Consider the following 23,330-nt stretch of genomic DNA (forward strand, 5'->3'; position numbering starts at 1 on the left):
GGTTAGTGTAACCGAAAGCACCGTGAGGTGTTTATTAAAGTGGGCGGTTTAGCGGTAGATAATGCAAGACTGCGGAAGGGGGAGCGTTCGGGGCAAACGGTTTAACATCAACCGCTTGCCCTGAGATTATTAAGATCAGTTAGACGCGGTAAGCACCTGGGCTTTATTGGCGCTCAGCTCAGCCACCAGGTTATTAATGCCGTCACTCATATTAACGAAGCGCGTGTTAGGAGAACGGGTGACCACCACAAACGCGCCCACGTTGGACTGCGGAATCATCGCCATGTAGGTGATGAATCCGCCGCCGCCGCCGGTTTTCTGAATAATGCCCGGACGGCCATTTTTCGGCGCCATATAGACCCAGCCCAGGCCGAGCGCATCGGCTTTACCCGGCACGTCCATCCCGATGACGCGGTGCAGCTGAGTACGCTGATAAATGAGGGTCTGCATACGATCGGCCTGGCTGCTGCGGGAGTAGAAATCCGAAGAAAGGAACTGCTGCATCCAGCGCATCATGTCGCCAGGGGTGGAATAGACCCCGCCGCTGCCCACGGCCGCCAGCGTGTTGTTACACGGGCTTGCGCCTTTCTCTGCCACCATCAGGCGTTTGCACTGGTCCGGTGAAGGAGTAAAGGTGGTGTCTTTCATGCCCAGCGGACGCGTGATCTGCTCTTCAAACAGCTGCGGATAAGGTTTGCCCGCCGCCGCTGAGAGCGCATCCGCCAGCAGATCGAACGCCAGGTTCGAGTAAGAGGCCTGCGATCCCGGGGCGGATTTCAGCGTGGCGGTACTCAGGTAGTTCCAGCGCTGTTGGCGCGTTGGCCAGACAAAAACGTCGCGGTGCGCTGCACCGCCCGGCTGCTCGCGCGGCAGAGCGCTGGTGTGGGTTGCCAGGTTCACAAGGCGGATTGGCGTGCCCTGATACGTCGGAACACGGGCACCCGGCGGGGCGTATTTGCTGAGCGGATCGTCGAGCTTCACCACTCCCTGGTCGAGTAGTTTCACCAGCATTTCACTGGTCATCAGCTTGGTTAAGGACGCGACGCGCACAACGGAATCCAGCTGCGGGCGAACGTTATTACCTGGACGCGTTTCACCAAAACTGCGAAAAACGCGCTGGTTGCCGTCGATGACCACCATTGCCATCCCGGTCGCGCCGCTGCCGTAATAGATAAGGTTCGCGTAGCGATCGGCAATATCTGAAGCCAAAACGGGCGCCGTCAGCGGCTGGGCTGCCTGGGCGGTGGAGAAGCTCACCGCACACAGCGCGGCAAAAGAGAGCAGACAACGTTTCAACGAAAAGCATCCATGAAGTGAATGAGGAAAGTAATGGGTATTTATACTACTAATCGGCACCGTGCAATGCCCCGATTAGCATAACCATAGCGAGAAAAACGTAACCATGGGTAAATATGAAGAATTTCCCTGCGAGCGCTCTCCCATTTTGTGACATCGGGCTTATGATAGGTACCAGTGTTACTCAATCTTGCGGAGAACGGTATGTCTGAAAAGCGTGTGGTAATGGTGGTTGATATGCAGAACGGGGTGTTTGAAACCCCTCGTCATCAGCGCAAGAACTGTGTCTCTTTGATCAACCAGCTTACGCAGGCAGCCGACACGGTGATTTTTATTCAGCATGCCGAGGCCGGGGGGCTGGAAGAGGGAAGTGAAGGGTTTGCGTTGCTGCCTGAACTCCATCAGCCCGCTGGCGCGCTGTACGTGACCAAGACCGCGTGTGATGCTTTTTACAACACCACGCTAGAAACGCTATTACGCGAGCAGGGCATTCGTGAGTTTGTCATTTGCGGCTGCGCCACCGACTACTGCGTTGACGCCACGGTCAAAAATGGCGTCAGCCGGGGTTACCACATTACCGTGGCGGAAGATGCCCATACCACCGCCAACCGCCCGGCAGCTGAAGCACACATCCTGATTAACCATCACAACGACGTCTGGCGAAACTTCATTGCGCCGGCGAACCCTGTCGCGGTGAAACGCACCGAAACAATTCTCGAAAACTGGAAAGCGAACTAATAATCAACCCACGGGTCTGACCTTTTTGCCCGAGCCGGGAGACCGGCCCGGGCAAGGTATTCGTGTGGTAATGCGTTGAGCACAGCAACAACCATAACAACAAGAAGGAAGCATCATGTTTAAGTCTTTTTTCCCAAAGCCGGGGCCTTTTTTCCTGTCGGCATTTATTTGGGCACTGATCGCGGTCGTGTTCTGGCTGGCGGGCGGCGGTACATGGCTGGCACGCATCGTGGGGGCGACAGGCGAGGTGCCAATTAGCGCGGCGCGCTTCTGGTCGTTCAGCTATCTGCTGTTTTATGCCTATTACGCGCTGTGCGTGGGGCTGTTTGCGCTGTTCTGGTTTAATTATTCCCCTCATCGCTGGCAGACGTGGTCCATTCTGGGAACGTCGCTGATTATTTTTGTCACCTGGTTTCTGGTCGAAGTGAGCGTAGCCATTAACGCGTGGTATGCCCCGTTCTACGATCTCATCCAGAAAGCGCTGAGCGCCCCTAACAGGGTGCCAATCGGCGAGCTTTATAATCAGTTAAAAATTTTTATGGGCATTGCGATGATCGCTGTCACCGTGGCGGTGCTGAATAATTTCTTCGTCAGCCATTACGTCTTCCGCTGGCGTACGGCGATGAACGAATTCTACATGACGCACTGGGAGCGTCTGCGTCATATTGAGGGTGCTGCTCAGCGCGTTCAGGAAGACACCATGCGTTTCGCGTCAACGCTTGAGGATATGGGCGTCAGCCTGCTTAATGCCATCCTGAAACTGTTTGCGTTCTTACCGATTCTGGTCGCGCTTTCTCCCCATATTTCAGCATTGCCGATTGTCGGACATTTACCGTACGGCCTGCTCATCCCGGCGCTGATTTGGTCGCTTATGGGCACAGGCCTGCTTGCCGTCGTCGGGATTAAGCTGCCGGGCTTAGAGTTTAAGAACCAGCGTGTTGAAGCGGCCTATCGTAAGGAACTGGTCTACGGAGAGGACGACCCAACGCGCGCTGCGCCCCCGACGATAAAAGAGCTGTTCCGCAACGTCCGTTTCAACTACTTCAGGCTCTATTTCCACTACATGTATTTCAATATTGCCCGTATTTTCTATCTGCAGGTCGATACTGTTTTTGGACTATTCCTGTTGTTCCCATCTATTGTTGCGGGAACAATCACGCTGGGCTTACTGACCCAGATTACGAACGTGTTCGATCAGGTCAGAAACTCATTCCAGTATCTGATCAACTCCTGGACCACGCTGGTAGAGTTGATGTCTATCTATAAACGTCTGCGCAGCTTTGAACATGAGCTGGGCGATCGTGACCTGCAGGAAGTCACCAACACATTTAGCTAATACAGGAAGTTGCTATGTCTTTTGCCTTACCGCGTGCGTTACCGTTGTCCTTGCTGGCTGCCCTCGTTCTGGCGGGCTGTGCCGAAAAAGGGGCGACTCCGCTTAAAAAGGGTGAGAAGCCCGTGGATGTGGCAAGTGTTGTGCGGCAAAAAATGCCCGCCAGCGTGAAGGATCGCAATGCGTGGGCCGATGCGCTGGCAAAAACCTTCGAAAGCCAGAAGATTGCCCCTACCGAGGAGAATATCTGCTCGGTGCTGGCGGTGGCGCAGCAGGAGTCGATGTACCAGTCAGACCCGGTGGTGCCGGGTCTCAACAAAATTGCCTGGAAAGAGATTGACCGCCGCGCGGAATCAATGCATATCCCGGTGTTCCTCGTGCATACCGCGCTGAAAATCACCTCGCCAAACGGTAAAAGCTACAGCGAACGGCTGGACACGGTGAAAACCGAAAAACAGCTCAGCGCCATCTTTGATGATTTCATTAACATGGTGCCGATGGGACAGAAACTGTTTGGCTCGCTGAATCCGGTTCACACCGGCGGCCCGATGCAGGTGAGCATTGCGTTTGCTGAGAAGCATACCGACGGCTACCCGTGGGAAATTGACGGTACGGTGCGTCAGGAGGTCTTCTCCCTGCGCGGCGGGCTGTGGTTCGGCACGTATCATCTGCTGAACTATCCGGCGAACTACAGCGAGCCGCTGTACCGCTTTGCAGACTTTAACGCGGGCTGGTATGCCAGCCGTAACGCGGCGTTTCAGAGTGCGGTCAGCCGCGCAAGCGGCGTCAAGCTGGCGCTGGACGGCGATCTTATCGCCTACGGCAGCAGCGAGGCGGGAAGCACCGAGCGGGCGATCCGGAAATTATCGACAGCGCTTGATATGAGTAATGGCGACATTCGGCGTCAGCTTGAGAAAGGCGACAGCCTGGCGTTTGAGAAAACGGATCTCTACAAGAAGGTATTTGCCCTTGCAGAGAAGAAGAGTGGGAAAACGTTACCGAGGGCTATTCTGCCGGGTATTCAGCTGGAAAGCCCTAAGATCACGCGTAACCTGACAACAGCATGGTTCGCGAAACGCGTGGACGATCGACGGGCTCGCTGTATGGGGCTTTAATGGCGACGACGAAAGCGCAGGACGAGCGCGACAACGCCTAAAATCATACACCCCGCGAGGAAGGGAACGAGGCCAAACAGCGTGCTCACGCCAAACCCGATTTCAACCCGCGGGCGTCCGTTATCCTGCACCTGCATCAGGTGTTCATAAACGCCTGGCGCGTGCACCAGCATATTGAGCAGCTGGGAGCCAGCCCAGAAACAGAACAGGACAAACAGGGCATACGCGATATTACCCGCCGTGGAGGTTTTTGGTTTGCCGCCAAAAATCGGTTTCGACAATGTAAAGTCAGCCATGTTGACCTCCCGAGATATCACTCTGTTTTAATACGCGTCTTACGGAGTGAGTTTGACAGGTCATCGCATTTGTCAATATCAGAATCGTGGTAATTTTCGCTCAGGAATTCTCCTGGATTGTTGATTTCTGCAGCATGTCACAATTTGTTAACTTAAATGAAACTGCGCCGCGTTTCAGAATTTCCGCATCTGCCACAGACCTGGCGGTAAAACTGTGAGAGGATGTCTTTTTTTCCCTGCCGGAGTTGTTATGAAGCTCACGTCCAAACTTCGCCGTGACTGGCACTACTACGCCTTTGCTATTGGTCTGATTTTTATTCTTAACGGCGTCGTGGGGCTGTTGGGATTTGAGGCAAAAGGCTGGCAAACCTATGCCGTGGGCCTGGTGACCTGGGTAATCAGTTTCTGGCTCGCAGGGTTGATTATCCGCCGTCGTCCGGAAGAGACGACAGCGGAGGAGACGGCTAAGGGTGCCGATTAACCGTTAACGGAACTTTTCAGGGCGCTGTCGGCGGCGTGACGCTCCAGCGCCAGTTCGATCAGGCGGGTGATCAGCTCAGAGTAGCCTAGCCCGCTGGCCTGCCACAGTTTTGGATACATGCTAATGTTGGTGAAACCCGGCAGCGTGTTGATTTCATTGATAACAACTTCGTTCTCCGGCGTCAGGAACACATCTACGCGCGCCATGCCGCTGCAGCCGAGCGTCTGATAGGCGCGAATGGCGATCGCCCGGATCGCGTCGTTGATCGCCGGATCGATATTCGCCGGAACGACAACCTGTGCGCCTTTATCATCAATGTATTTGGTGTCATAGGAGTAGAAGTCGCTGTTTAAGACCACTTCACCGCAGGTGCTCGCCTGTGGAAAATCGTTGCCCAGCACGGCGCACTCAATTTCGCGGCCTTTGATCCCCTGCTCAACCACCACTTTATGGTCGAACTCAAACGCCATACGAACGGCCTGCGTGAACTCTGCTTCGCTGGTGACTTTGCTGACGCCCACGGAGGATCCCTGATTGGCCGGCTTAACAAACAGCGGCAGACCCAATTCAGCGCTGATCTGCGCGAAGCTGTGCTTATCGCGGTTGGCGCGGGTGAGCGTCACGAATGGTGCGATATTCAGGCCGGCATCACGCAGCAGACGTTTGGTGACGTCTTTGTCCATGCAGGCGGCGGAGCCCAGTACGTCCGAGCCGACGAACGGCAGGTTGGCCATGCGCAACATCCCCTGCAGGGAACCATCTTCGCCCAGGGTGCCGTGCACGATAGGGAAGACCACGTCGATCTGGGCGAGAGCCTGCGCGTTGCCTGCGTCGATGAGCTGTCCCTTCATGACGCCGGGTACGGTGGCGACGCTGATCTCCGAAGGGTTGAGGGCGATGTGCGCCGGATCGTGGGCATTCAGCAGATACTGGCTGGCATCGTTAACGTGCCACTGGCCCTGTTTATCAATGCCCAGCAGCACCACGTCGAAACGGCTTTTATCGATCGCATCAACGATATTTTTAGCCGATTGCAATGACACCTCGTGCTCTGCTGATTTTCCCCCAAAGACAATACCTACGCGCTGCTTTGCCATCTCACTCTCTTCCAGTCTGACGAAAAGCCAATAACATACCACGATGCCCTGCGGGTTTCGCGGCCTTCTGCCATAATGTTTTGGGGAACAGTGAGGGGGGAGAGTGAAAGGAAAAACGCTGCTGATCGTTTTCATCCTTGGGGCAATCGCAACGGCGGGCTATCGCTGGTTGCCGTCTTACTACAACCCCTTCACGCCGCTGACCCTGGACGACCCGCCTGGCCGCATTACCCAGTATAAACTTCGGCGCTTAACGCCCGAAGCCTGCTCGAGCCTGTTAGCGCAGGCTAATCAAAGAAACCTTATTCGCACCCAGGCGGTCGCTGACAGCGGCGGGGAATGTCCGCTGAGCGACGTCGTGCGCGTGCGAGACTTCGGCCCGGTGAGCCTGAACGGCAGTTTTCTTGCCAGCTGTCCGCTGGCGCTCAGCTCGGCCCTGTTTGTCAGCCAGCAAGCCCGGCCCCTGACTAAACGCTTCACCGGCAGTGAACTGACCGGCATTGAGCACCTCGGCAGCTTTGCCTGCCGCAATATCTACCACCGGCCCGATGCGCGGCGCAGCGAGCATGCCACGGCAGAGGCGCTGGATATCGCCGCTTTTCGGCTGGCGAACGGGGAGCATGTTACGGTGCTGAAGGGCTGGAAATCGGCAAAAACGCAGCCCTGGTTGAAGGCTCTGCTGGCGGCAAGCTGCGGCTACTACGGTAACGGTCTTGGGCCGGAGTATAACGCGGCGCACGCCAGCCATTTTCATCTGGGAATGCGCGGTTTTGGCCTCTGTCGCTGAAGCATAATCTTCCGCCAGAAAATGGATGATTTGTGACTTATTTCACAAATATGATGACTGGGAAGATAAAACACCAAAGTCAGCAAGGCCGCATCTCTGGTGCGACGTTAAGGCGCGTAACTTGCTAATCTGACGGCGAATTCGCCTAAAAATGAAGACTATTTCTGTATGGAATCCTGGAAAGTTAATCTCATCTCGGTCTGGTTCGGCTGCTTCTTTACAGGGCTTGCCATCAGCCAGATCCTGCCGTTCTTACCGCTGTACGTCTCGCAGCTGGGGGTCACCTCGCATGAAGCGCTCTCCATGTGGTCCGGCCTGACGTTCAGCGTCACGTTTCTGGTTTCCGCCATTGTGTCACCGATGTGGGGCAGCCTGGCCGACAGGAAAGGGCGCAAGCTGATGCTGCTGCGCGCCTCGCTCGGGATGGCGATAGCTATTCTGCTCCAGGCCTTTGCCACCAACGTCTGGCAGCTGTTTTTCCTGCGGGCGGTGATGGGGCTGACGTCCGGGTATATTCCCAACGCCATGGCGCTGGTTGCCTCTCAGGTGCCGCGCGAGCGCAGCGGCTGGGCGCTGAGTACGCTCTCTACCGCCCAGATCAGCGGCGTTATCGGCGGCCCGCTGCTGGGGGGCTTTCTGGCTGACCACGTCAGGCTGCGCGCGGTGTTCATCATCACCGCGATCCTGCTGGTGATCAGCTTTCTGGTTACGCTCTTTCTTATCAAAGAGGGTGGCCGCCCCGTTATCAGTAAATCTGAGCGCCTGAGCGGCAGGGCCGTCTTCGCCTCGCTGCCTTACCCGGGACTCGTGATTAGCCTGTTTGTCACCACCATGGTGATCCAGCTCTGCAACGGTTCGGTCGGCCCGATTCTGGCGCTGTTTATTAAGTCGATGGAGCCTGACAGCAACAATATCGCCTTTCTCAGCGGCATGATTGCCGCCGTGCCGGGCGTTTCCGCGCTGATCTCTGCCCCGCGCCTGGGCAAGTTAGGTGACAGGATCGGCACGGCGCGCATCCTGATGGCGACGCTGATTTTTGCGGTGGTGCTCTTTTTCGCCATGTCGTTTGTTACCTCTCCGCTTCAGCTGGGCGTGCTGCGATTTTTACTCGGCTTCGCGGATGGCGCTATGTTGCCTGCCGTACAGACGTTGCTGGTCAAATATTCCAGCGACCAGGTCACGGGGCGTATTTTTGGTTATAACCAGTCTTTTATGTATTTAGGCAACGTTGCCGGTCCGCTTATTGGCGCATCCGTTTCTGCAATGGCGGGTTTTCGCTGGGTATTTGCCGCGACGGCGATAGTCGTTTTAATCAATATTATTCAGCTGGCTATTGCCCTGCGTCGCCGCAGGCAAATAGCGGAGTCGAAATCGGCGAAATAACCGTTGTTAGATGTATTATATATTCTTATGGTTGCCGCATTTTTATATAACAAAATGCGGCGTTTATTTTATAGAAAAACGTTTCGCTGAAAATGCCGGGGCGCTAATTTGGCGACAGCGTCACTTTTGCATAAGATAATACTTTTCTCCGCTTTGCATATTTCATTCCTGGTGTTAATTTCAGAGAAAATCCCATAAGGAAATAGCACGATGAAGAATCTCATTGCTGAGTTGCTGGTCAAGCTTGCACAAAAGGAAGAGGAGTCGAAAGAACTGGTCGCCCAGGTCGAAGCGCTGGAAATCGTTGTCACGGCGCTGCTGCGGCAGATGGCAACATCTGACCAGCAGGCGTTAATTGATAGCATCGAAGGGGCGCTGGACAAGGCGCGGCCCGATACGCAGGTTCCGCCAGAGGATGCCGAGTTGCTGCAGCAATACGTAAAGAAGCTGTTGAGGCATCCGCGCAGTTAAGCCGTTACGGACGGTGCTGACATGTCATAAAATTGTCATGCCGGATGCCTGTAGTCGCTCTGTTTTATTTTTTATGTATTGGTACCTTGATAAAATAAATTGAAACAGAGCGCATGTTTCTTCGCGTTACTTCCCCTGTTAATTACCCCGGCTATTTATGCCGAGACTGTCCATTTCGGCGCGCTGGATATGAAATGATAAATTCCCGGCGGAAATCACATCTGCCGGGTGGTTTTTTTTCTGTCACGAACCAGACTTACAGGGAATGTTCACAAAAGGATGGTGCAATGAAAACAACATTACTGGTTACTCTGTTCTCCGGCCTGTTCCTGATCTCCTCGGCGAATGCGGAAGAGAAAACGCTCACGCCGCAGCAGCAACGTATGACCACCTGCAATCAACAGGCGACGTCCCAGAGTCTCAAGGGGGATGCGCGTAAAACCTACATGAGCGACTGCCTGAAAAACGGCGCCACGAAACCCGGCGAAAAAAGCCTGACGCCGCAGCAGCAAAAAATGCGCGAGTGTAATGCGAAAGCGACCGAACAGTCCCTGAAGGGAGACGATCGCAGCAAGTTCATGAGTGCCTGCCTGAAGAAAAAAGTGTAGTTCTAACGGGTGAGCGGCGCGGGCTGCTCACCCGAAATTTCATACTTTCCCCGCAGACTCCCTCTCTATAATTTGGGAAAATGTTTCAGAATATTCCCAAAAATGATGAATGATGAAACGTATTACACCAAAAAGCGCATTCGGGAAGAGTGGAGTTTAACTCTTTCTCAGGATGACCCTCACCGCGCCGGCTTCCAGCTCGCCAGGCGAGTTCGGCTGGCGCGCGCTGTCGGGCTGGCGGCGATGTTTTTCCCCGTGGCAGAAATGCTGGTCAGCCATTTTTTACCCGGCGGCTGGTGGTTGTTACTGGTGGGGTGGGCATTCGTCTGGCCGCACTTCGCCTGGCAGTTATCCTGCCGCGCCGCTTCACCTCTTCAGCAGGAGATCTTCAACCTTAAGATGGATGCCATTATCGCCGGGCTATGGATTGGCGTGATGGGAGTTTATGCGTTACCTGCGGCAGCGCTGGTGATGATGGTGGGTATAAATATGATGGGCTCAGGCGGCTGTCGTCTGTTTATTTCAGGGATGGCACTCACCACGCTTTCCGTGCTGGTCACATTACCTCTCGTTGGCCGCGTGGTGCCCTTTAATCCGGGAGCGCTGGAGTGGGGCTTAACGCTTCCCGTCCTTATGCTTTATCCCATGCTGTTTGCCTGGCTTAGCCATCGCACTGCCGTCAGGCTGGCGGAACATAAGCGGCGGTTGGAAATGATGAGTACCCGTGACGGCATGACCGGGGTCTTTAACCGTCGACATTGGGAAATGCTGCTGCGCAATGAGTTTGAGCTCTGTCGCCGGAGCCACTGCACCGCCACGATATTGCTGATTGATATCGACCACTTTAAAAACATCAACGATACCTGGGGGCACGACGTGGGCGACAAGGCTATCGTGGCCATTACCCGCCAGCTCCAGATGTCGGTGCGGTCAGGCGATGCGATAGGCCGGTTTGGCGGGGATGAATTCGCGGTGATTATGTCCCAGACGGCCGCTGAAAGCGCCATCGCCGTCATGTCGCGGGTTCACGCGCGGCTGGAAACGCTCTCGTTACCGTGTGCGCCGAAAGAGCCTCTGCGCATCAGCGTGGGCGTGGCTCCCTGGGGGCCGCAGTTTGTGCACTATCGGGAATGGCTGAAGGCGGCAGATGTGGCGCTGTATAAGGCGAAAAATGCCGGGCGCGGCCGCACCGAAGTGGCGGCCTGACGCCCGACCAGACATCAGGATTTACTCAGCTTCTCTGACTTTTCCATGCATTTGGCCATCGCCTCGATGACGGCCGAACGGAACCCGCGCTCTTCCAGCACCCGCACCGCTTCGATGGTGGTACCGGCCGGGGAGCAGACCATATCTTTCAGTTCTCCCGGGTGTTTACCGGTCTCCAGCACCATTTTGGCGGAGCCCATCACTGCCTGTGCGGCGAATTTATACGCCTGCGCGCGCGGCATACCGCCAAGCACGGCGGCGTCCGCCATCGCTTCTAAAAACATGAAGACGTACGCGGGGGCTGAACCGCTCACGCCGACCACCGGATGGATCATCGATTCCGCAATCACTTCCGCCTCGCCGAAGCAGCGGAAAATGTTCAGCACGTCCGCTACCTCTTCTGAGGTCACCAGCGCGTTAGGGGTGACGGAGGTCATGCCGGCGTTGACCAGTGAGGGGGTATTCGGCATCGCGCGGACGATTTTACGGTCGTGGCCCAGCGCGCGGGCCAGCTGATCGAGCGTCACGCCCGCGGCAATCGACACGACCAGCGTCTCTTTATTCAGGCTGGAGGTGATGTCGCTTAACACTTTGATCATGATGTTCGGCTTAACGGCACCAAAGACGATATCGGCAACCTGGGCCACCTCCTGCGCGCTTTCGGCGGCGTTGATCCCGTATTGATCGCGCAACGCGGCGACGTTATCCGGTGACGGGGTATAGACCCAAATCTGACCCGGCAGGACCTGCCCGCTGGCGATCAGGCCGCCCAGGATGGCTTTGCCCATGTTACCGCAGCCGATAAACCCGATTTTCTTATCCATCACGATTCTCCGTCATTATGCGTTGTTTTCTCTGATTGATAGCTTAACAACGAAATGCAGGCGACAATAGTCGGCAGAGTCATTATGGGGAGACAATATGGCGATTTGGGTTGATGCGGACGCGTGTCCGAATGTGATTAAAGAGATTTTATTCCGCGCCGCCGAGCGCGTTCAGATGCCGCTGACGCTGGTGGCGAACCAGAATATTCGCGTACCGCCTTCGCGGTTCATCCGCTCCTTGCGCGTGCCGGCCGGGTTCGACGTAGCGGATAACGAAATAGTTCGTCTGTGCAGCGCGGAGGATCTGGTTATTACCGCCGACATACCGCTGGCGGCTGAAGTGCTGGAGAAAGGGGCGGCGGCGCTCAACCCACGCGGTGAACGTTATTCGCCTTCAACCATTCGTGAAAAGCTCACCATGCGCGATTTTATGGATACGATGCGGGCCAGCGGCGTGCAGACCGGTGGACCGGACAGCCTGTCCCAGCGCGATCGCCAGCAGTTTGCCGCCGAACTGGATAAATGGCTGCTGGAAGTGAAGCGCCGTACAGCGTAATGATAATTATTGTCAATTTGTGGTACAGTGTGGCTTCCACAGGGTTGTCATCCCGTACCGCTTTGCAGTAAAGTAATCGACACATCTTCTGCAATTATTTCTTTACACTCTTCAGCCATTCGGCATCAAGGGGAACACCTGGCTATGACCCAACCCATCTTTTTAGTTGGCCCCCGCGGCTGTGGGAAAACCACCGTTGGCCTGGAACTGGCACGCGCGTGTCATCGTCAGTTTATTGATACCGACCACTGGCTGCAGACCGAGGCCGGCAAAACCATTGCAGACATCGTGGAGCAAGAGGGATGGGAAAGCTTTCGCGCCCGCGAAACGGCCGCGCTGAAAGCGGTCACCACGCCGTCAGCCGTCATTGCGACGGGAGGCGGCATTGTTCTGGCCGAATGTAATCGTCACTTTATGCGCGAAAAAGGCATTGTGATCTATCTCTGCGCGCCGGTGGCGGCGCTGGTCGGGCGCCTTGAGGCATTTCCTGAAGAGGGACAACGCCCGGCGCTGACGTCAAGGCCGCTCAGCGAAGAGGTGAGCGAAGTGCTGGCCGAGCGCGATGCCCTGTACCGTGAAGCGGCGCACCATGTTGTGGATGCCTCTGCGGCCCCGGAAGATGTGGTAATTCAGATTATTACCGCCCTGCGTCTGGCGTGTGCCAGCTAACCGCCGTCTATACTGATAGCTCAGACATAAAAAAAGGATGAGCTATGCCAACCAGACCTCCCTATCCGCGCGAAGCACGTATTGTTACCGTTGAAAAAGGCAATGGCGACCAGACTGTCACCTGGTACCAGCTGCGTGCCGATCACCCCAAACCGGACTCGCTGATCAGTGAACATGAGACTGAACAGGAAGCGCTGGATGCCAAACGGCGCTACGAAGATCCCGATAAGTCATGAATGTTTTCCTAAACGCTCCAATACCGTGCCTGAATCACACTTTTTACTCATCGCAAATGTTAAGCAGGAGTTAATATTTAGTTATTACAGGTAGCTCCGTTACCGGCAGGCGATCTTTACATTTCGGGACAGAGATCGCCTGCTACGCTTGGTGCTGTTTTGTTGAAAAAACGAACTGTGCAGCGTAGTGAGCCTGTACCTGTGTACACGTTTTTGTAGTGATGGAAGGCGAAGAAGATGAAGGCAACGTTGGCGATCCTCACCATTGGTGTGGTCCCTGTAAGCGAAGTGTTACCGCTCTTAACCGAGCATGTATCTGAACAACAGATCACGCATCTTAGCCTGCTGGGTAAGATGAGTCGGGAAGAGGTCATGGAAGACTACGCTGTAGAGGCGGGGGAGGATCCCCTGGCGACGTTATTAAGCGACGGTAAACTGGCGCATGTTTCTCGACAGAAAATTGAGCGTTCGCTGCAGGCTGTAATAGAAGTACTCGATAATCAAGCGTATGACGTTATTTTGCTGATGAGTACCGCCCCCATTAAGGGACTCATTGCGCGTAATGCGATTCTGCTTGAGCCAATGCGCATTATTCCTCCGCTGGTGGCCTCCATTGTTGACGGGCACCAGGTTGGGGTCATTGTGCCCATTGAGGAGCTCATGGACAACCAGGAAGCAAAATGGCATGTGCTCGAAAAAACGCCCCTGTATGCGCTGGCAAATCCCTTCTGGGACAGCGAGGCTAAACTCATTGCTGCCGGGAAGGCGCTGCTGGAGAGAGGGGCAGATGTGTTGATTCTGGACTGTCTTGGTTTCCACCAGCATCACCGCGATTTACTGCAAAAGGCGCTGGACGTGCCGGTGCTGTTATCCAACGTTCTGATGGCTCGCCTGGCCTCAGAGCTTCTGACGTAATGATTTTGCGTGACAGGTGATGAGCATGGCCCCTATAGTGAATTTTTATCTCTGAATATAAGGGCCAGTTCATGCTTCAAAGTAACGAATACTTTTCCGGTAAAGTGAAATCCATCGGTTTTACCAGCAGCAGCACTGGCCGCGCCAGTGTGGGCGTGATGGCTGAAGGGGAATACACCTTTGGCACGGCTGAAGCGGAAGAGATGACGGTGGTCAGCGGCGCGCTGAACGTCTTACTGCCGGGTGAAACGGAATGGAAAGTTTACGCTGCCGGGCAAGTTTTCAACGTACCTGGCCACAGCGAGTTCCATTTGCAGGTTGCTGAGCCGACCTCTTATCTGTGCCGCTACCTGAAATAAAAAATAAGCCGGGTGGCGCTCACGCTTACCCGGCCTACGTTTTGCCTGTTATCTCTGCGCTTCGCCGCCAAGACCTTCCACCAGATTCTGAATTAACGCGGCCAGCTCGCCGGTCATCAGGATAAAGTCCGCGTCAAAGCGCTGGGCGTAATCTTCCCGGTCGATATCTTCGTTCTGATCGCGCAGTTCATCGCAGAACTTCAGACGCTTCACGGAGCCGTCGTCACACATCACGAACTGAATGCGCTGCTGCCAATCGAGCGCCAGTTTGGTGACCACTTTACCAGCCTCAATGTGTACGGCGATCTCGTCGCTCACCAGATCCTGCTTCTTCGCGCGGATCACGCCGCCATCTTCCAGCAGGGCTTTCAGCTCGGCCTCGTCCAGGATCTGGAAACCTTGCGCCGCGGTACCGCTGCGGACCCATTCGGTCAGGGTCAGCTCAATCGGCGTTTCCAGCGCCAGCGGAACGACCGGTAAAGAGCCGATGCTTTTACGCAGCAGGGCCAGCGTATCTTCGGCTTTTTTGGCGCTGGCGCAGTCCACCATAATCAGCCCGTTAACGGTATCGATCCACATCATCGTCTGGCTGAAGCGGCTAAAGGCACGCGGCAGCAGAGAGTGCAGCACTTCGTCTTTCAGCGAATCTTTTTCGGTTTTTTTCAGCTTGCGGCCCTGTTCGGCTTCCAGCTTGAAAATTTTTGCTTCAAGCGCCTGCTTAACCACCGGCGTGGGCAGAATTTTCTCTTCTTTGCGGGCGCAGACGATGATTTGACCCGTGCTGCTGGCGTGGGTCAGTGCATCGCTTTGTGAGCCCATTGGCGGAACCCAGCCGGTTTTCGCCATATCCTGGCTACCGCAAGGGGAAAAGCTATAAGCGGCTAACTGTTTTTCCATCTCTTCTGCGCGCAGCGAAACGTCGCGGCTGAGACGGTAAACCATCAAATTTTTGAACCACAGCATGATAATTTCCACGGCCTTGTCGTTAAATCAGCGGGCATGATAACGAATTGTCGCATCGCTTGCATTGCTAATCGGGAAGCGTGCTTCTACTCTGTTGATAATCAAAATAATGAGGAGAGTCTTGTGCGTATTGGGATTGATTTGGGCGGCACCAAAACAGAAGTCATCGCACTGAGCGAGCAGGGGGAACAGCTGTTTCGCCATCGTCTGCCGACGCCGCGCGATGACTATCACCAGACGATCGAGACGATTGCCCGGCTGGTCGATATGGCCGAGCAGGCGACAGGACAAACCGGCAGCGTCGGGATGGGGATCCCGGGGTCGATCTCGCCGTATACCGGGGTGGTAAAAAACGCCAACTCCACCTGGCTCAACGGTCAGCCGTTTGATAAAGATTTAAGCGTGCGCCTGAACCGGGAAGTGCGTCTGGCCAACGACGCTAACTGCCTGGCGGTCTCTGAGGCCATCGACGGCGCGGCAGCCGGGGCGCAGACCGTGTTTGCGGTGATTATCGGTACCGGCTGCGGCGCGGGTGTGGCCTTTGGCGGACGTGCCCATATCGGCGGCAACGGCACGGCGGGCGAGTGGGGACACAACCCGCTGCCGTGGATGGATGAAGATGAGCTTAAATACCGCGCCGAGGTGCCGTGTTACTGCGGCAAGCAGGGCTGTATCGAGACGTTTATCTCTGGCACCGGTTTTGCGACCGACTACCACCGCCTGAGCGGTCAGCCGCTCAAGGGGAACGAGATTATGCGTCTGGTGGAAGAACAGGATCCCGTGGCCGAACTGGCGCTTAGCCGCTACGAAATGCGTCTGGCGAAATCGCTGGCGCACGTGGTGAATATTCTTGACCCGGACGTGATTGTGCTTGGCGGCGGCATGAGCAACGTTGATCGACTGTACGCCACGGTACCGAACCTGGTGAAACAGTGGGTCTTCGGCGGCGAGTGTGAAACCCCGATCCGCAAAGCCGTCCACGGCGACTCCAGCGGCGTGCGAGGCGCGGCGTGGTTATGGCCGGAATAAACGCATGTTGTGTTAGTACCCTCTCCCTGTGGGAGAGGGCCAGGGTGAGGGCACCAGACCGCACCATCCCCCCATTTATTCCACCGCAAACACCCTATCCAGCCTGCTATACCCCAGCCCATTGATTTTCTTCACCTTAATCTGCACCGGAATGCGTTCTTTCATCGCCTCAACGTGGCTGATCACCCCGATGGTTTTTCCGGTGGCGTTCAGCGCATCGAGCGCATCCAGCGCGGTATCCAGCGTTTCACTGTCGAGCGTGCCGAACCCCTCATCCAGGAACAGGGAATCAATTCGCGTTTTATGGCTCACCAGATCGGACAGCGCTAACGCCAGCGCCAGGCTGACCAGGAAGCTTTCGCCGCCGGAGAGCGTACGCGTATCGCGCACCGCATCGGCCTGCCAGGTGTCGACCACTTCCAGCTCCAGCGCCTCGCTGGCTTTGCGCTGCAGCAGATAACGCCCGTGCAGGCGGTTGAGCTGCTGGTTAGCGAGCCAGACCAGGTTATCCAGCGTCAGCCCCTGCGCGAACTTACGGAACTTGTCGCCGGTGCTGGAGCCGATCAGCGCGTTCAGGTATCCCCAGTCATCTGCCTGGCGCGCGGCCTCTTCAATTTGCAGCATTAACGCCTGCTGATGCTGGCGGTTATCGCTGTCCTGCTTAAGCTGCTGGCGGATCTCGCCCTGATGCGTGGTGTTCTCGCGAAGCCGTTGCGCCAGCTGCTGCAGCTGGCTTTGCAGAGTTGACGCATCCGCGTCAAGTTCCTCCGGGCGCAGTGCAAGGTGCGCCTGCAGCTGCTGATTAGCCTGGCCGGAAAGGGCTGCGGCCTGCTGTATCTGGTTTTCCAGCGACTGTTTCAGCTGCTGGAGGTGACTGATAGCGTCGTCGTCCAGCAGGGCCGCAAGGAACGCCTCCCGATCGGCAAAACAGCTCGCTGCGAGCGCCGCGGTGAACTGCGTCTGCGACTGCTGCAGGCGCTCGCGCTCCAGCGCTTCCTGCTGCTGCTGGACGGTGAGCTGGCTTTGCAGCGACACGCATTCATTGTGGATGTCGCGCCAGCCATCAGGGATGGCCGGTTCAGCCTCTTCGCTGTTTGTTGCCGGAAGCGTGTCGAGCAGCGGCTTCAGCGCGTTTATATGTTCCTGAAGCACGCCGTGCTGCGTTTGCTTCTCCTGCCATTGAGAGAATTCCGCTTCGCGGGCGTGCAGCCAGCCGGCTTCATTACCCTCTTCGGGAACGCTAAGCGAGAGTGCGAGCAGGGTGTGTTCCAGCGCCTGGCGGGCGGCCGTCAGCTGCTGCTGATACTGGCGCTCCTGCGCTTCCTGCTCGTTCAGCTGGTTTTGCAGGGTCAGGCGCTGGCTGAGCTGATAAAGCTGCCGCTCGTACTGTTCCTGCTCGTTCATCCATGGCGCGATATCCTCCTGAATATTCAATGCGATATTCAAAGACGCGCAGGCCTCCACCCACGCTTTAGTGAGTGCTTGCTCCTCATGAGACAAGGCCTGCGCTTCGTCTGTCTCACGCTGAATTTGCTGAGCCAGGGCATTCACCTGCCCCAGCACCAGCAGGCCTTCCTCTTTAAGCGCGGCGACCTCTTTTTCCAGCGCATCACGGCGGCGCTGGTTATCCGTCAGCTCAAGCGACTGGTATTGCTCAACGGCAGGATGGTCACTGGAGCCGCACAGCGGACAGGGTTTGCCTGCCTCAAGCTGTGAGCGATAGCTTTCCAGATCTTTAATCGTCGCTTCACGTTCGCACAGGGCCTTCAGGTCCAGATAGTGCTGGTGTTTCTCTTTGTACTGCTGGCGGCGCAGCGCCAGCGTTTCATTGAGCTTGCTCTGCTCCGCCTGGGCTTTTTGCGCGCTTTCACCGCTCTGGCGCAGGCGCTTTTGCAGCGGCTGATAGCGGGCATGGAGCGACGTCAGCTGCTGACGCAGCGTGCGGGACCGGGACTGCTGCTCCATGGCCGCGCTGACCTCATCCGCCGTCAGCGTCAGCGTATTTTCCGGCATCTCCGCCAGCTTCTGACGTAGCTCAGTCATCCGCGCAGCAAGTGCGGCGAGCTGACTTTTGTCACGGTTTAGCTGTGAGAACTGGGCGCGCCAGCCGGCAATTTCCTGTCCCAGCAGGCGATAACGCTCGTGCTCCGCCAGCCACTGCGCCAGCGCCGTCAGTTCGGCCTGTAGCCGCTCATGGGTACGCAGGGCGGTATTGCGGATCCGCGCGCGCAGTGCGGTTTTGGTCTGTAAGCGAGTATTTACTTCGTTAATTCGCTGCTGGGTTTGCGTCAGACGTGAGGTTTGCTCCTGCTGGTGCTCCCAGAGCGGACGAAGCTGGGCGGCGGGCAGAGCAAGCTGGAGCTTTGCCAGTTCCGGCGCCGCGTTCGTTAGCGCCTGTTGCGCCTGCTGCTGCAGGGCGGTGACGCGCTGCTGCTCCTGCACAAGCTCGTCATGGCGCGTAAGCCACTGAAAATCTTTCTGCTGTCGCTGCTGTTGGGCCAGCAGGGTTTTCTCTTCGTCAGTAAGTGCCTGCAAACTTTGCTGCAACTGCTGCTGTTGCGCTTCGCTGAGCAGCACGACGCCCGCCGCCTGCGCCTCGTACTTTTCCAGCACGCCGCGTGCAGCTTTGTGTTTTTCAAACACCATGGCGGAAATCTGACCGTAGATCTCGGTGCCGGTTAGCTCTTCCAGCAATTCTGCGCGATCCCCCGGTTTGGCATTCAGGAAGGCGGCAAACTGCCCCTGCGAGAGCAGCATCGAGCGGGTAAAGCGGCCGTAGTCCAGTCCGGTGAGCGCCGCGGTTTGCTCCAGTTTATCCGAAACCTTATCGGCCAGAATCTTGCCGTCCTCGCAGCGGGCCAGCTCCACGCGCGGTGCCTGTAAGTTCCCGTCCGGCTGGTTGCGCGCCCGGTTCTGGCTCCAGAACGCGCGATAGGCAACGCCTTTCACCTCAAACTCCACTTCCGCCAGGCACTCGGCGGTGTCGCGCGTCATCAGGTCGTTTTGCGCCTGAGAGACCTTATTCAGGCGCGGCGTTTCGTGGTAGAGCGCAAGGCAGATGGCGTCGAGCAGGGTTGTTTTGCCCGCGCCGGTTGCGCCGGTGATGGCAAACAGGCCGTTGCTGGCAAACGGCTCCGCGGTGAAGTCAATTTTCCACTCGCCCTTGAGGGAGTTGAGATTTTTCAGACGCAGGCTCAGAATTTTCATGCGTTTTCTTCCTCGTCATTGAGGGCGTGCAGGGTATGGCTGAACAGCTCGTTGAGCCGGACGCGCTTCGCATCATCGATCTCTTCCTGCGACAGGCGGCGTTCAAATACCTCTTCTACCCGCAGTTCACTAAGGGTTTCACGCTGTGCGCCGAGCAGAATTTTCTCGCGCTGCTCGCGGCTGCGGCGCACCAGCAGCACCTCTACCGGCAACTCTTCGGTCAGCGCCTGAATTTTCCGCTGCATATCGTGGAGGTAGTCGTCGGTGGTGATTTCGATATCCAGCCAGACGGGAGGGTTAAGCGCCGCGCCGCGCCACTGCTCAAGCTGGGCGGTAATGGCGTCCAGATCGCCCTTCAGCACCGCCAGCAGCTGGGTGACCGGCACCTCCAGCGTCTCGACGGCGCTGAGTTTACCCTCGCTGAAGCTCACCAGATGCACGGACTTGGCTTTCCCGGTTTCATCGAAGCTGAGCGAAATAGGGGAACCACAGTAGCGGATATGCTCGCAGCCGCCGATGACCTGGGCACGGTGAATGTGCCCGAGCGCGATGTAGTCGGCTGGCGGGAAGTTTTGCGCCGGGAACGCATCCAGCGTGCCGATATAGATCTCGCGGACCGCGTCACTTTTGCTGGCCCCTACGGTGGTGAGGTGCCCGGTGGCAATGACCGGAATGGCCTGTTCACCGCGCAGGGCGCAGGCATCGGCGTGCTGCTGGTGGTAATAATCGGTGATGGCCTGCAGGAGATGCTGCTGCTTTTCCGCACCCGACAGCCCCGCCTGGCTTTGCACGATGTCGCGCGGCCGTAAAAAAGGAATGGGGCACAGTACCGCCCCCGGGGTGCCGTCGCGTTTTTTCAGGATCTGCGGCGCGTGCCCGGCGCTGGCGACCACTGTAGTATTGAGAAACGCCAGGATGTCGCGGGATTCATTGAGCGTCGCGACGGAATCATGGTTGCCGGCAACAATCACCAGATGACAGCCGGTCTGCTGCAGGTTGACCACGAAGCGGTTGTACAGCTCACGCGCATAGCTGGGGGGCGAGCCGGTATCAAAGATGTCACCCGCCACGATAATCGCGTCCACCTCGTGCGTCCGGGCCGTTTCCAGCAGCCAGTTCAGGAACGCTTCATGTTCAGCCGCACGGCTTTTGCTGTAAAAATTTTGACCCAGATGCCAGTCCGAGGTGTGAAGTATGCGCATAGGAGATCCGTGGCGAAAAACGATGCGGGCGATTATAAACTGTCAGGGAGAGGAAAATAACCGCTGTAATAAAACAACAGTTTGCCATTTGTAGTGGTACTGTTTTTCATAAATCTGTCATAAAACTGACGCATAATGGCGCCGCATTACAAACTTGTAACTTAAATAAGATAAGACAGGGCAAAGTATGGCGAGACGTATTCTGGTCGTAGAAGATGAAGCTCCAATTCGTGAAATGGTGTGCTTCGTGCTCGAACAAAATGGCTTCCAGCCGGTTGAAGCGGAAGATTATGACAGCGCGGTGAACCAGCTGAATGAACCCTGGCCCGATCTGATTCTGCTTGACTGGATGTTGCCCGGCGGCTCCGGACTGCAGTTTATCAAACACCTGAAGCGTGAAGCGCTGACCCGCGATATTCCGGTTGTGATGCTCACGGCGCGCGGAGAGGAAGAGGATCGCGTGCGCGGTCTGGAGACCGGCGCGGACGATTACATTACTAAACCGTTTTCCCCAAAAGAGCTGGTTGCGCGCATTAAGGCCGTCATGCGTCGGATTTCGCCGATGGCGGTGGAAGAGGTGATCGAAATGCAGGGCCTCAGCCTTGACCCAACGTCACACCGCGTGATGACCGGCGAAACCCCCCTCGACATGGGGCCTACCGAATTTAAACTCCTGCACTTCTTTATGACCCATCCGGAACGCGTTTACAGCCGCGAGCAGTTGCTGAATAACGTCTGGGGAACTAACGTGTATGTCGAAGACCGGACGGTTGACGTACATATCCGCCGCCTGCGAAAAGCGCTGGAACTGAGCGGCCACGATCGCATGGTACAGACGGTCCGCGGCACGGGTTATCGTTTCTCGACCCGTTTCTGAACAATGACAGGAGTGTGACGCGTGCTGGAACGTCTGTCATGGAAAAGGCTCGTCTTTGAACTGATCTTATGCTGTATTCCGGCCCTTCTTCTGGGGGCCTTTCTTGGGCATCTGCCGTGGTTTCTGCTGGCGGCGGTCACCGGGCTGTTAGTCTGGCATTTCTGGAACCTGTTGCGTCTCTCATGGTGGCTGTGGGTTGACCGCAGTATGACGCCGCCGCCGGGAAGCGGCAGCTGGGAGCCGCTGCTGTACGGTCTGCACCAAATGCAGATGCGTAATAAAAAGCGCCGTCGCGAGCTGGGAAGCCTGATCAAACGCTTTCGCAGCGGTGCAGAGTCGCTGCCGGATGCCGTTATTCTGACGACCGAAGAAGGGACAATCTTCTGGTGTAACGGCCTTGCGCAACAGCTGCTGGGCCTGCGCTGGCCGGACGATAATGGTCAGAATATCCTCAACCTTCTGCGTTATCCCGAGTTCACGCTGTATCTGAAAAAGCGTGATTTTACCCGTCCACACAATCTGAAGCTGAATAACGGTCGCCATCTGGAAATCCGCGTTATGCCCTACAGCGATCGCCAGTGGCTGATGGTGGCGCGCGACGTTACCCAGATGCACCAGCTGGAAGGGGCGCGTCGTAACTTCTTCGCCAATGTGAGCCACGAGCTACGCACTCCGTTGACCGTGCTGCAGGGCTACCTGGAGATGATGCAGGAGCAAACCCTGGAAGGCGCGCCGCGTGAAAAAGCGCTGCACACGATGCGTGAGCAAACGCACCGTATGGAAGGGCTGGTGAAACAGCTGCTGACGCTCTCGAAGATTGAAGCGGCGCCGTCGCTTGCGCTGAATGACACCATAGATGTGCCAATGATGCTGCGCGTCGTGGAGCGTGAAGCGCAGACGTTAAGCCATAAAAAACATCAGCTGACCTTTGACGTCGACAATACGCTGAAGGTGCTGGGCAGCGAAGATGAACTGCGTAGCGCCATCTCCAACCTGGTGTACAACGCGGTAAACCATACGCCGGAAGGGACGGATATCGTAGTGCGCTGGCAGCATACGCCGACAGGCGCCGAGTTTAGCGTGGAGGATAACGGGCCGGGGATTGCCCCGGAGCATATTCCGCGCCTGACCGAGCGTTTCTACCGGGTGGATAAAGCGCGTTCGCGGCAGACGGGAGGGAGCGGACTGGGGCTGGCGATTGTGAAACACGCGGTGAATCACCATGAAAGCCGTCTTGATATCCAGAGTACCCTGGGTAAGGGAACCCGCTTCAGTTTCGTTATCCCGGAACGATTAATTGCCAAAAAGAGCGCCTGACGGCAGGTGTGTCATTTTACCTTTCCACGGGTCAGCGTTTGCTGGCCCGTTTGCTTTGCAGTCAAGCGAAACGCGTGTGAATTTTATACGGCTGGCTGTTTTTTGTTCGCATGATTAGCCATGGGTTTTTCTTATAATTAGCGTATTGTGCTGGAGTATATTTTCATGCTGGCATATTGTTCTGGTTTTACGATCCCACCTTGCCTTTAAACGTTATAAGCGTTTAAATTGCCCCCCAGATACTGTCAGACCGACTGTATTTGCGTGGTAAATCGAAAAACTATTCTTCTCCACGCCAGGACGGGAGCATTTCCCGCTGAAATTGAGCAAATTTTCGGCTGTATCGTCCCGTCAGGGGAATCGAA

The 23,330-nt window shown here is 56.3% G+C and carries 24 protein-coding genes; 17 read left to right on the forward strand and 7 right to left on the reverse strand.

Translation table 11 applies throughout. The features are described 5' to 3' along the window. Positions 1-135: 135 nt before the first annotated feature. Positions 136-1,296 carry a D-alanyl-D-alanine-carboxypeptidase/endopeptidase AmpH gene (gene ampH / locus V1603_RS08045; RefSeq protein ID WP_061099077.1) on the reverse strand — a complete coding sequence of 387 codons (1,161 nt, stop codon included), beginning with the start codon at positions 1,294-1,296 and terminating at the stop codon, positions 136-138. Between the two features lie 204 nt (positions 1,297-1,500). Here ampH and V1603_RS08050 point away from each other — a divergent pair, with 204 nt between their 5' ends. The 3 genes from V1603_RS08050 (at position 1,501) to V1603_RS08060 (ending at position 4,482) form a co-directional block, all read left to right on the forward strand. Beyond that, positions 1,501-2,034, forward strand: a complete 534-nt coding sequence (locus V1603_RS08050) for an isochorismatase family protein (RefSeq protein ID WP_116341677.1) — start codon at positions 1,501-1,503, stop codon at positions 2,032-2,034. A gap of 115 nt (positions 2,035-2,149) precedes the next feature. Then, the gene (gene sbmA / locus V1603_RS08055) at positions 2,150-3,370 is read left to right on the forward strand and encodes a peptide antibiotic transporter SbmA (RefSeq protein WP_116341675.1); all 1,221 of its coding nucleotides are present in this window, start codon (positions 2,150-2,152) and stop codon (positions 3,368-3,370) included. A gap of 14 nt (positions 3,371-3,384) precedes the next feature. Further along, positions 3,385-4,482, forward strand: coding sequence for a DUF1615 domain-containing protein (locus V1603_RS08060; protein WP_163330403.1), 1,098 nt, complete (start codon positions 3,385-3,387; stop codon positions 4,480-4,482). Here V1603_RS08060 and V1603_RS08065 read toward each other — a convergent pair. Continuing rightward, positions 4,479-4,778, reverse strand: a complete 300-nt coding sequence (locus tag V1603_RS08065; RefSeq protein ID WP_014882725.1) for a DUF2755 family protein — start codon at positions 4,776-4,778, stop codon at positions 4,479-4,481. The two genes, V1603_RS08060 and V1603_RS08065, sit on opposite strands and share 4 nt — an antisense overlap. A 250-nt stretch (positions 4,779-5,028) precedes the next feature. Between V1603_RS08065 and V1603_RS08070 the strand changes: the two genes are divergently transcribed. Continuing rightward, positions 5,029-5,259, forward strand: a complete 231-nt coding sequence (locus V1603_RS08070) for a DUF2754 domain-containing protein (RefSeq protein WP_028012119.1) — start codon at positions 5,029-5,031, stop codon at positions 5,257-5,259. Here V1603_RS08070 and ddlA read toward each other — a convergent pair. Further along, entirely contained in the window at positions 5,256-6,356 is a 1,101-nt protein-coding gene (gene ddlA, locus V1603_RS08075) for a D-alanine--D-alanine ligase (RefSeq protein WP_320719695.1), read from the reverse strand. The two genes, V1603_RS08070 and ddlA, sit on opposite strands and share 4 nt — an antisense overlap. A 103-nt stretch (positions 6,357-6,459) precedes the next feature. Between ddlA and V1603_RS08080 the strand changes: the two genes are divergently transcribed. From V1603_RS08080 to adrA, 5 genes are all read left to right on the forward strand, one after another. Continuing rightward, positions 6,460-7,143, forward strand: a complete 684-nt coding sequence (locus V1603_RS08080) for an extensin family protein (protein ID WP_395313744.1) — start codon at positions 6,460-6,462, stop codon at positions 7,141-7,143. A gap of 168 nt (positions 7,144-7,311) precedes the next feature. After that, the gene (locus tag V1603_RS08085; protein ID WP_395313745.1) at positions 7,312-8,526 is read left to right on the forward strand and encodes a multidrug efflux MFS transporter; all 1,215 of its coding nucleotides are present in this window, start codon (positions 7,312-7,314) and stop codon (positions 8,524-8,526) included. A 210-nt stretch (positions 8,527-8,736) separates the two neighbouring features. Next, the gene (gene iraP / locus V1603_RS08090; RefSeq protein ID WP_061099070.1) at positions 8,737-8,997 is read left to right on the forward strand and encodes an anti-adapter protein IraP; all 261 of its coding nucleotides are present in this window, start codon (positions 8,737-8,739) and stop codon (positions 8,995-8,997) included. Between the two features lie 287 nt (positions 8,998-9,284). Further along, positions 9,285-9,605, forward strand: coding sequence for a phosphate starvation-inducible protein PsiF (gene psiF, locus V1603_RS08095; RefSeq protein ID WP_116341665.1), 321 nt, complete (start codon positions 9,285-9,287; stop codon positions 9,603-9,605). Positions 9,606-9,707: 102 nt separating this feature from the next. Next, a complete protein-coding gene (gene adrA / locus V1603_RS08100; protein ID WP_395313746.1) occupies positions 9,708-10,811 on the forward strand; it encodes a diguanylate cyclase AdrA in 1,104 nt (367 codons plus the stop codon). A 14-nt stretch (positions 10,812-10,825) separates the two neighbouring features. Here adrA and proC read toward each other — a convergent pair whose 3' ends face one another. Then, a complete protein-coding gene (proC, locus tag V1603_RS08105) occupies positions 10,826-11,635 on the reverse strand; it encodes a pyrroline-5-carboxylate reductase (RefSeq protein ID WP_041911103.1) in 810 nt (269 codons plus the stop codon). Between the two features lie 97 nt (positions 11,636-11,732). Here proC and V1603_RS08110 point away from each other — a divergent pair, with 97 nt between their 5' ends. The 5 genes from V1603_RS08110 (at position 11,733) to ppnP (ending at position 14,370) form a co-directional block, all read left to right on the forward strand. Further along, positions 11,733-12,191, forward strand: a complete 459-nt coding sequence (locus V1603_RS08110; protein ID WP_010428006.1) for a YaiI/YqxD family protein — start codon at positions 11,733-11,735, stop codon at positions 12,189-12,191. A 144-nt stretch (positions 12,192-12,335) separates the two neighbouring features. Beyond that, positions 12,336-12,860: a shikimate kinase AroL gene (aroL, locus tag V1603_RS08115; protein WP_163330408.1), complete on the forward strand. Its 525-nt coding sequence runs from the start codon at positions 12,336-12,338 to the stop codon at positions 12,858-12,860. A 44-nt stretch (positions 12,861-12,904) separates the two neighbouring features. Further along, entirely contained in the window at positions 12,905-13,096 is a 192-nt protein-coding gene (gene yaiA / locus V1603_RS08120; RefSeq protein WP_013095817.1) for a protein YaiA, read from the forward strand. A 237-nt stretch (positions 13,097-13,333) separates the two neighbouring features. Next, entirely contained in the window at positions 13,334-14,011 is a 678-nt protein-coding gene (locus tag V1603_RS08125; RefSeq protein WP_116341659.1) for an AroM family protein, read from the forward strand. A gap of 71 nt (positions 14,012-14,082) precedes the next feature. After that, positions 14,083-14,370, forward strand: coding sequence for a pyrimidine/purine nucleoside phosphorylase (gene ppnP, locus V1603_RS08130; RefSeq protein ID WP_008503270.1), 288 nt, complete (start codon positions 14,083-14,085; stop codon positions 14,368-14,370). Between the two features lie 48 nt (positions 14,371-14,418). On the opposite strand, the gene rdgC is transcribed toward ppnP, so the two are convergent. Continuing rightward, positions 14,419-15,333: a recombination-associated protein RdgC gene (rdgC, locus tag V1603_RS08135; protein ID WP_014882739.1), complete on the reverse strand. Its 915-nt coding sequence runs from the start codon at positions 15,331-15,333 to the stop codon at positions 14,419-14,421. A gap of 123 nt (positions 15,334-15,456) precedes the next feature. On the opposite strand from rdgC, the gene mak reads away from it, so the two are divergent. Further along, entirely contained in the window at positions 15,457-16,362 is a 906-nt protein-coding gene (mak, locus tag V1603_RS08140; RefSeq protein ID WP_116341657.1) for a fructokinase, read from the forward strand. A 75-nt stretch (positions 16,363-16,437) separates the two neighbouring features. Here mak and sbcC read toward each other — a convergent pair whose 3' ends face one another. Then, complete coding sequence (gene sbcC, locus V1603_RS08145; RefSeq protein ID WP_395313747.1) at positions 16,438-19,569, reverse strand: exonuclease subunit SbcC; 3,132 nt, start codon at positions 19,567-19,569, stop codon at positions 16,438-16,440. Further along, entirely contained in the window at positions 19,566-20,771 is a 1,206-nt protein-coding gene (gene sbcD / locus V1603_RS08150) for an exonuclease subunit SbcD (protein WP_395313748.1), read from the reverse strand. The genes sbcC and sbcD overlap by 4 nt, the downstream gene beginning before the upstream one ends. Before the next feature lie 187 nt (positions 20,772-20,958). Between sbcD and phoB the strand changes: the two genes are divergently transcribed. Together phoB and phoR are read left to right on the forward strand one after the other, a co-directional pair. Next, the gene (gene phoB / locus V1603_RS08155) at positions 20,959-21,648 is read left to right on the forward strand and encodes a phosphate response regulator transcription factor PhoB (protein ID WP_395313749.1); all 690 of its coding nucleotides are present in this window, start codon (positions 20,959-20,961) and stop codon (positions 21,646-21,648) included. A gap of 21 nt (positions 21,649-21,669) precedes the next feature. After that, the gene (gene phoR / locus V1603_RS08160) at positions 21,670-22,965 is read left to right on the forward strand and encodes a phosphate regulon sensor histidine kinase PhoR (RefSeq protein ID WP_302220083.1); all 1,296 of its coding nucleotides are present in this window, start codon (positions 21,670-21,672) and stop codon (positions 22,963-22,965) included. Positions 22,966-23,330: the final 365 nt, after the last annotated feature.

Source organism: Enterobacter sp. ECC-219 (genome assembly GCF_043966805.1).
GTDB classification, from domain to species: Bacteria; Pseudomonadota; Gammaproteobacteria; order Enterobacterales; family Enterobacteriaceae; genus Enterobacter; species Enterobacter cloacae_N.

Bases quoted from the DNA above. Each gene is read 5' to 3' on its own strand.
- V1603_RS08050 (WP_116341677.1), top strand. From the start codon at position 1,501: ATGTCTGAAAAGCGTGTGGTAATGGTGGTTGATATGCAGAACGGGGTG.
- sbmA (WP_116341675.1), top strand. From the start codon at position 2,150: ATGTTTAAGTCTTTTTTCCCAAAGCCGGGGCCTTTTTTCCTGTCGGCA.
- V1603_RS08060 (WP_163330403.1), top strand. From the start codon at position 3,385: ATGTCTTTTGCCTTACCGCGTGCGTTACCGTTGTCCTTGCTGGCTGCC.
- V1603_RS08065 (WP_014882725.1), bottom strand. From the start codon at position 4,778: ATGGCTGACTTTACATTGTCGAAACCGATTTTTGGCGGCAAACCAAAA.
- V1603_RS08070 (WP_028012119.1), top strand. From the start codon at position 5,029: ATGAAGCTCACGTCCAAACTTCGCCGTGACTGGCACTACTACGCCTTT.
- ddlA (WP_320719695.1), bottom strand. From the start codon at position 6,356: ATGGCAAAGCAGCGCGTAGGTATTGTCTTTGGGGGAAAATCAGCAGAG.
- V1603_RS08085 (WP_395313745.1), top strand. From the start codon at position 7,312: ATGGAATCCTGGAAAGTTAATCTCATCTCGGTCTGGTTCGGCTGCTTC.
- iraP (WP_061099070.1), top strand. From the start codon at position 8,737: ATGAAGAATCTCATTGCTGAGTTGCTGGTCAAGCTTGCACAAAAGGAA.
- psiF (WP_116341665.1), top strand. From the start codon at position 9,285: ATGAAAACAACATTACTGGTTACTCTGTTCTCCGGCCTGTTCCTGATC.
- adrA (WP_395313746.1), top strand. From the start codon at position 9,708: ATGATGAATGATGAAACGTATTACACCAAAAAGCGCATTCGGGAAGAG.
- proC (WP_041911103.1), bottom strand. From the start codon at position 11,635: ATGGATAAGAAAATCGGGTTTATCGGCTGCGGTAACATGGGCAAAGCC.
- V1603_RS08110 (WP_010428006.1), top strand. From the start codon at position 11,733: ATGGCGATTTGGGTTGATGCGGACGCGTGTCCGAATGTGATTAAAGAG.
- aroL (WP_163330408.1), top strand. From the start codon at position 12,336: ATGACCCAACCCATCTTTTTAGTTGGCCCCCGCGGCTGTGGGAAAACC.
- yaiA (WP_013095817.1), top strand. From the start codon at position 12,905: ATGCCAACCAGACCTCCCTATCCGCGCGAAGCACGTATTGTTACCGTT.
- V1603_RS08125 (WP_116341659.1), top strand. From the start codon at position 13,334: ATGAAGGCAACGTTGGCGATCCTCACCATTGGTGTGGTCCCTGTAAGC.
- ppnP (WP_008503270.1), top strand. From the start codon at position 14,083: ATGCTTCAAAGTAACGAATACTTTTCCGGTAAAGTGAAATCCATCGGT.
- rdgC (WP_014882739.1), bottom strand. From the start codon at position 15,333: ATGCTGTGGTTCAAAAATTTGATGGTTTACCGTCTCAGCCGCGACGTT.
- sbcC (WP_395313747.1), bottom strand. From the start codon at position 19,569: ATGAAAATTCTGAGCCTGCGTCTGAAAAATCTCAACTCCCTCAAGGGC.
- sbcD (WP_395313748.1), bottom strand. From the start codon at position 20,771: ATGCGCATACTTCACACCTCGGACTGGCATCTGGGTCAAAATTTTTAC.
- phoB (WP_395313749.1), top strand. From the start codon at position 20,959: ATGGCGAGACGTATTCTGGTCGTAGAAGATGAAGCTCCAATTCGTGAA.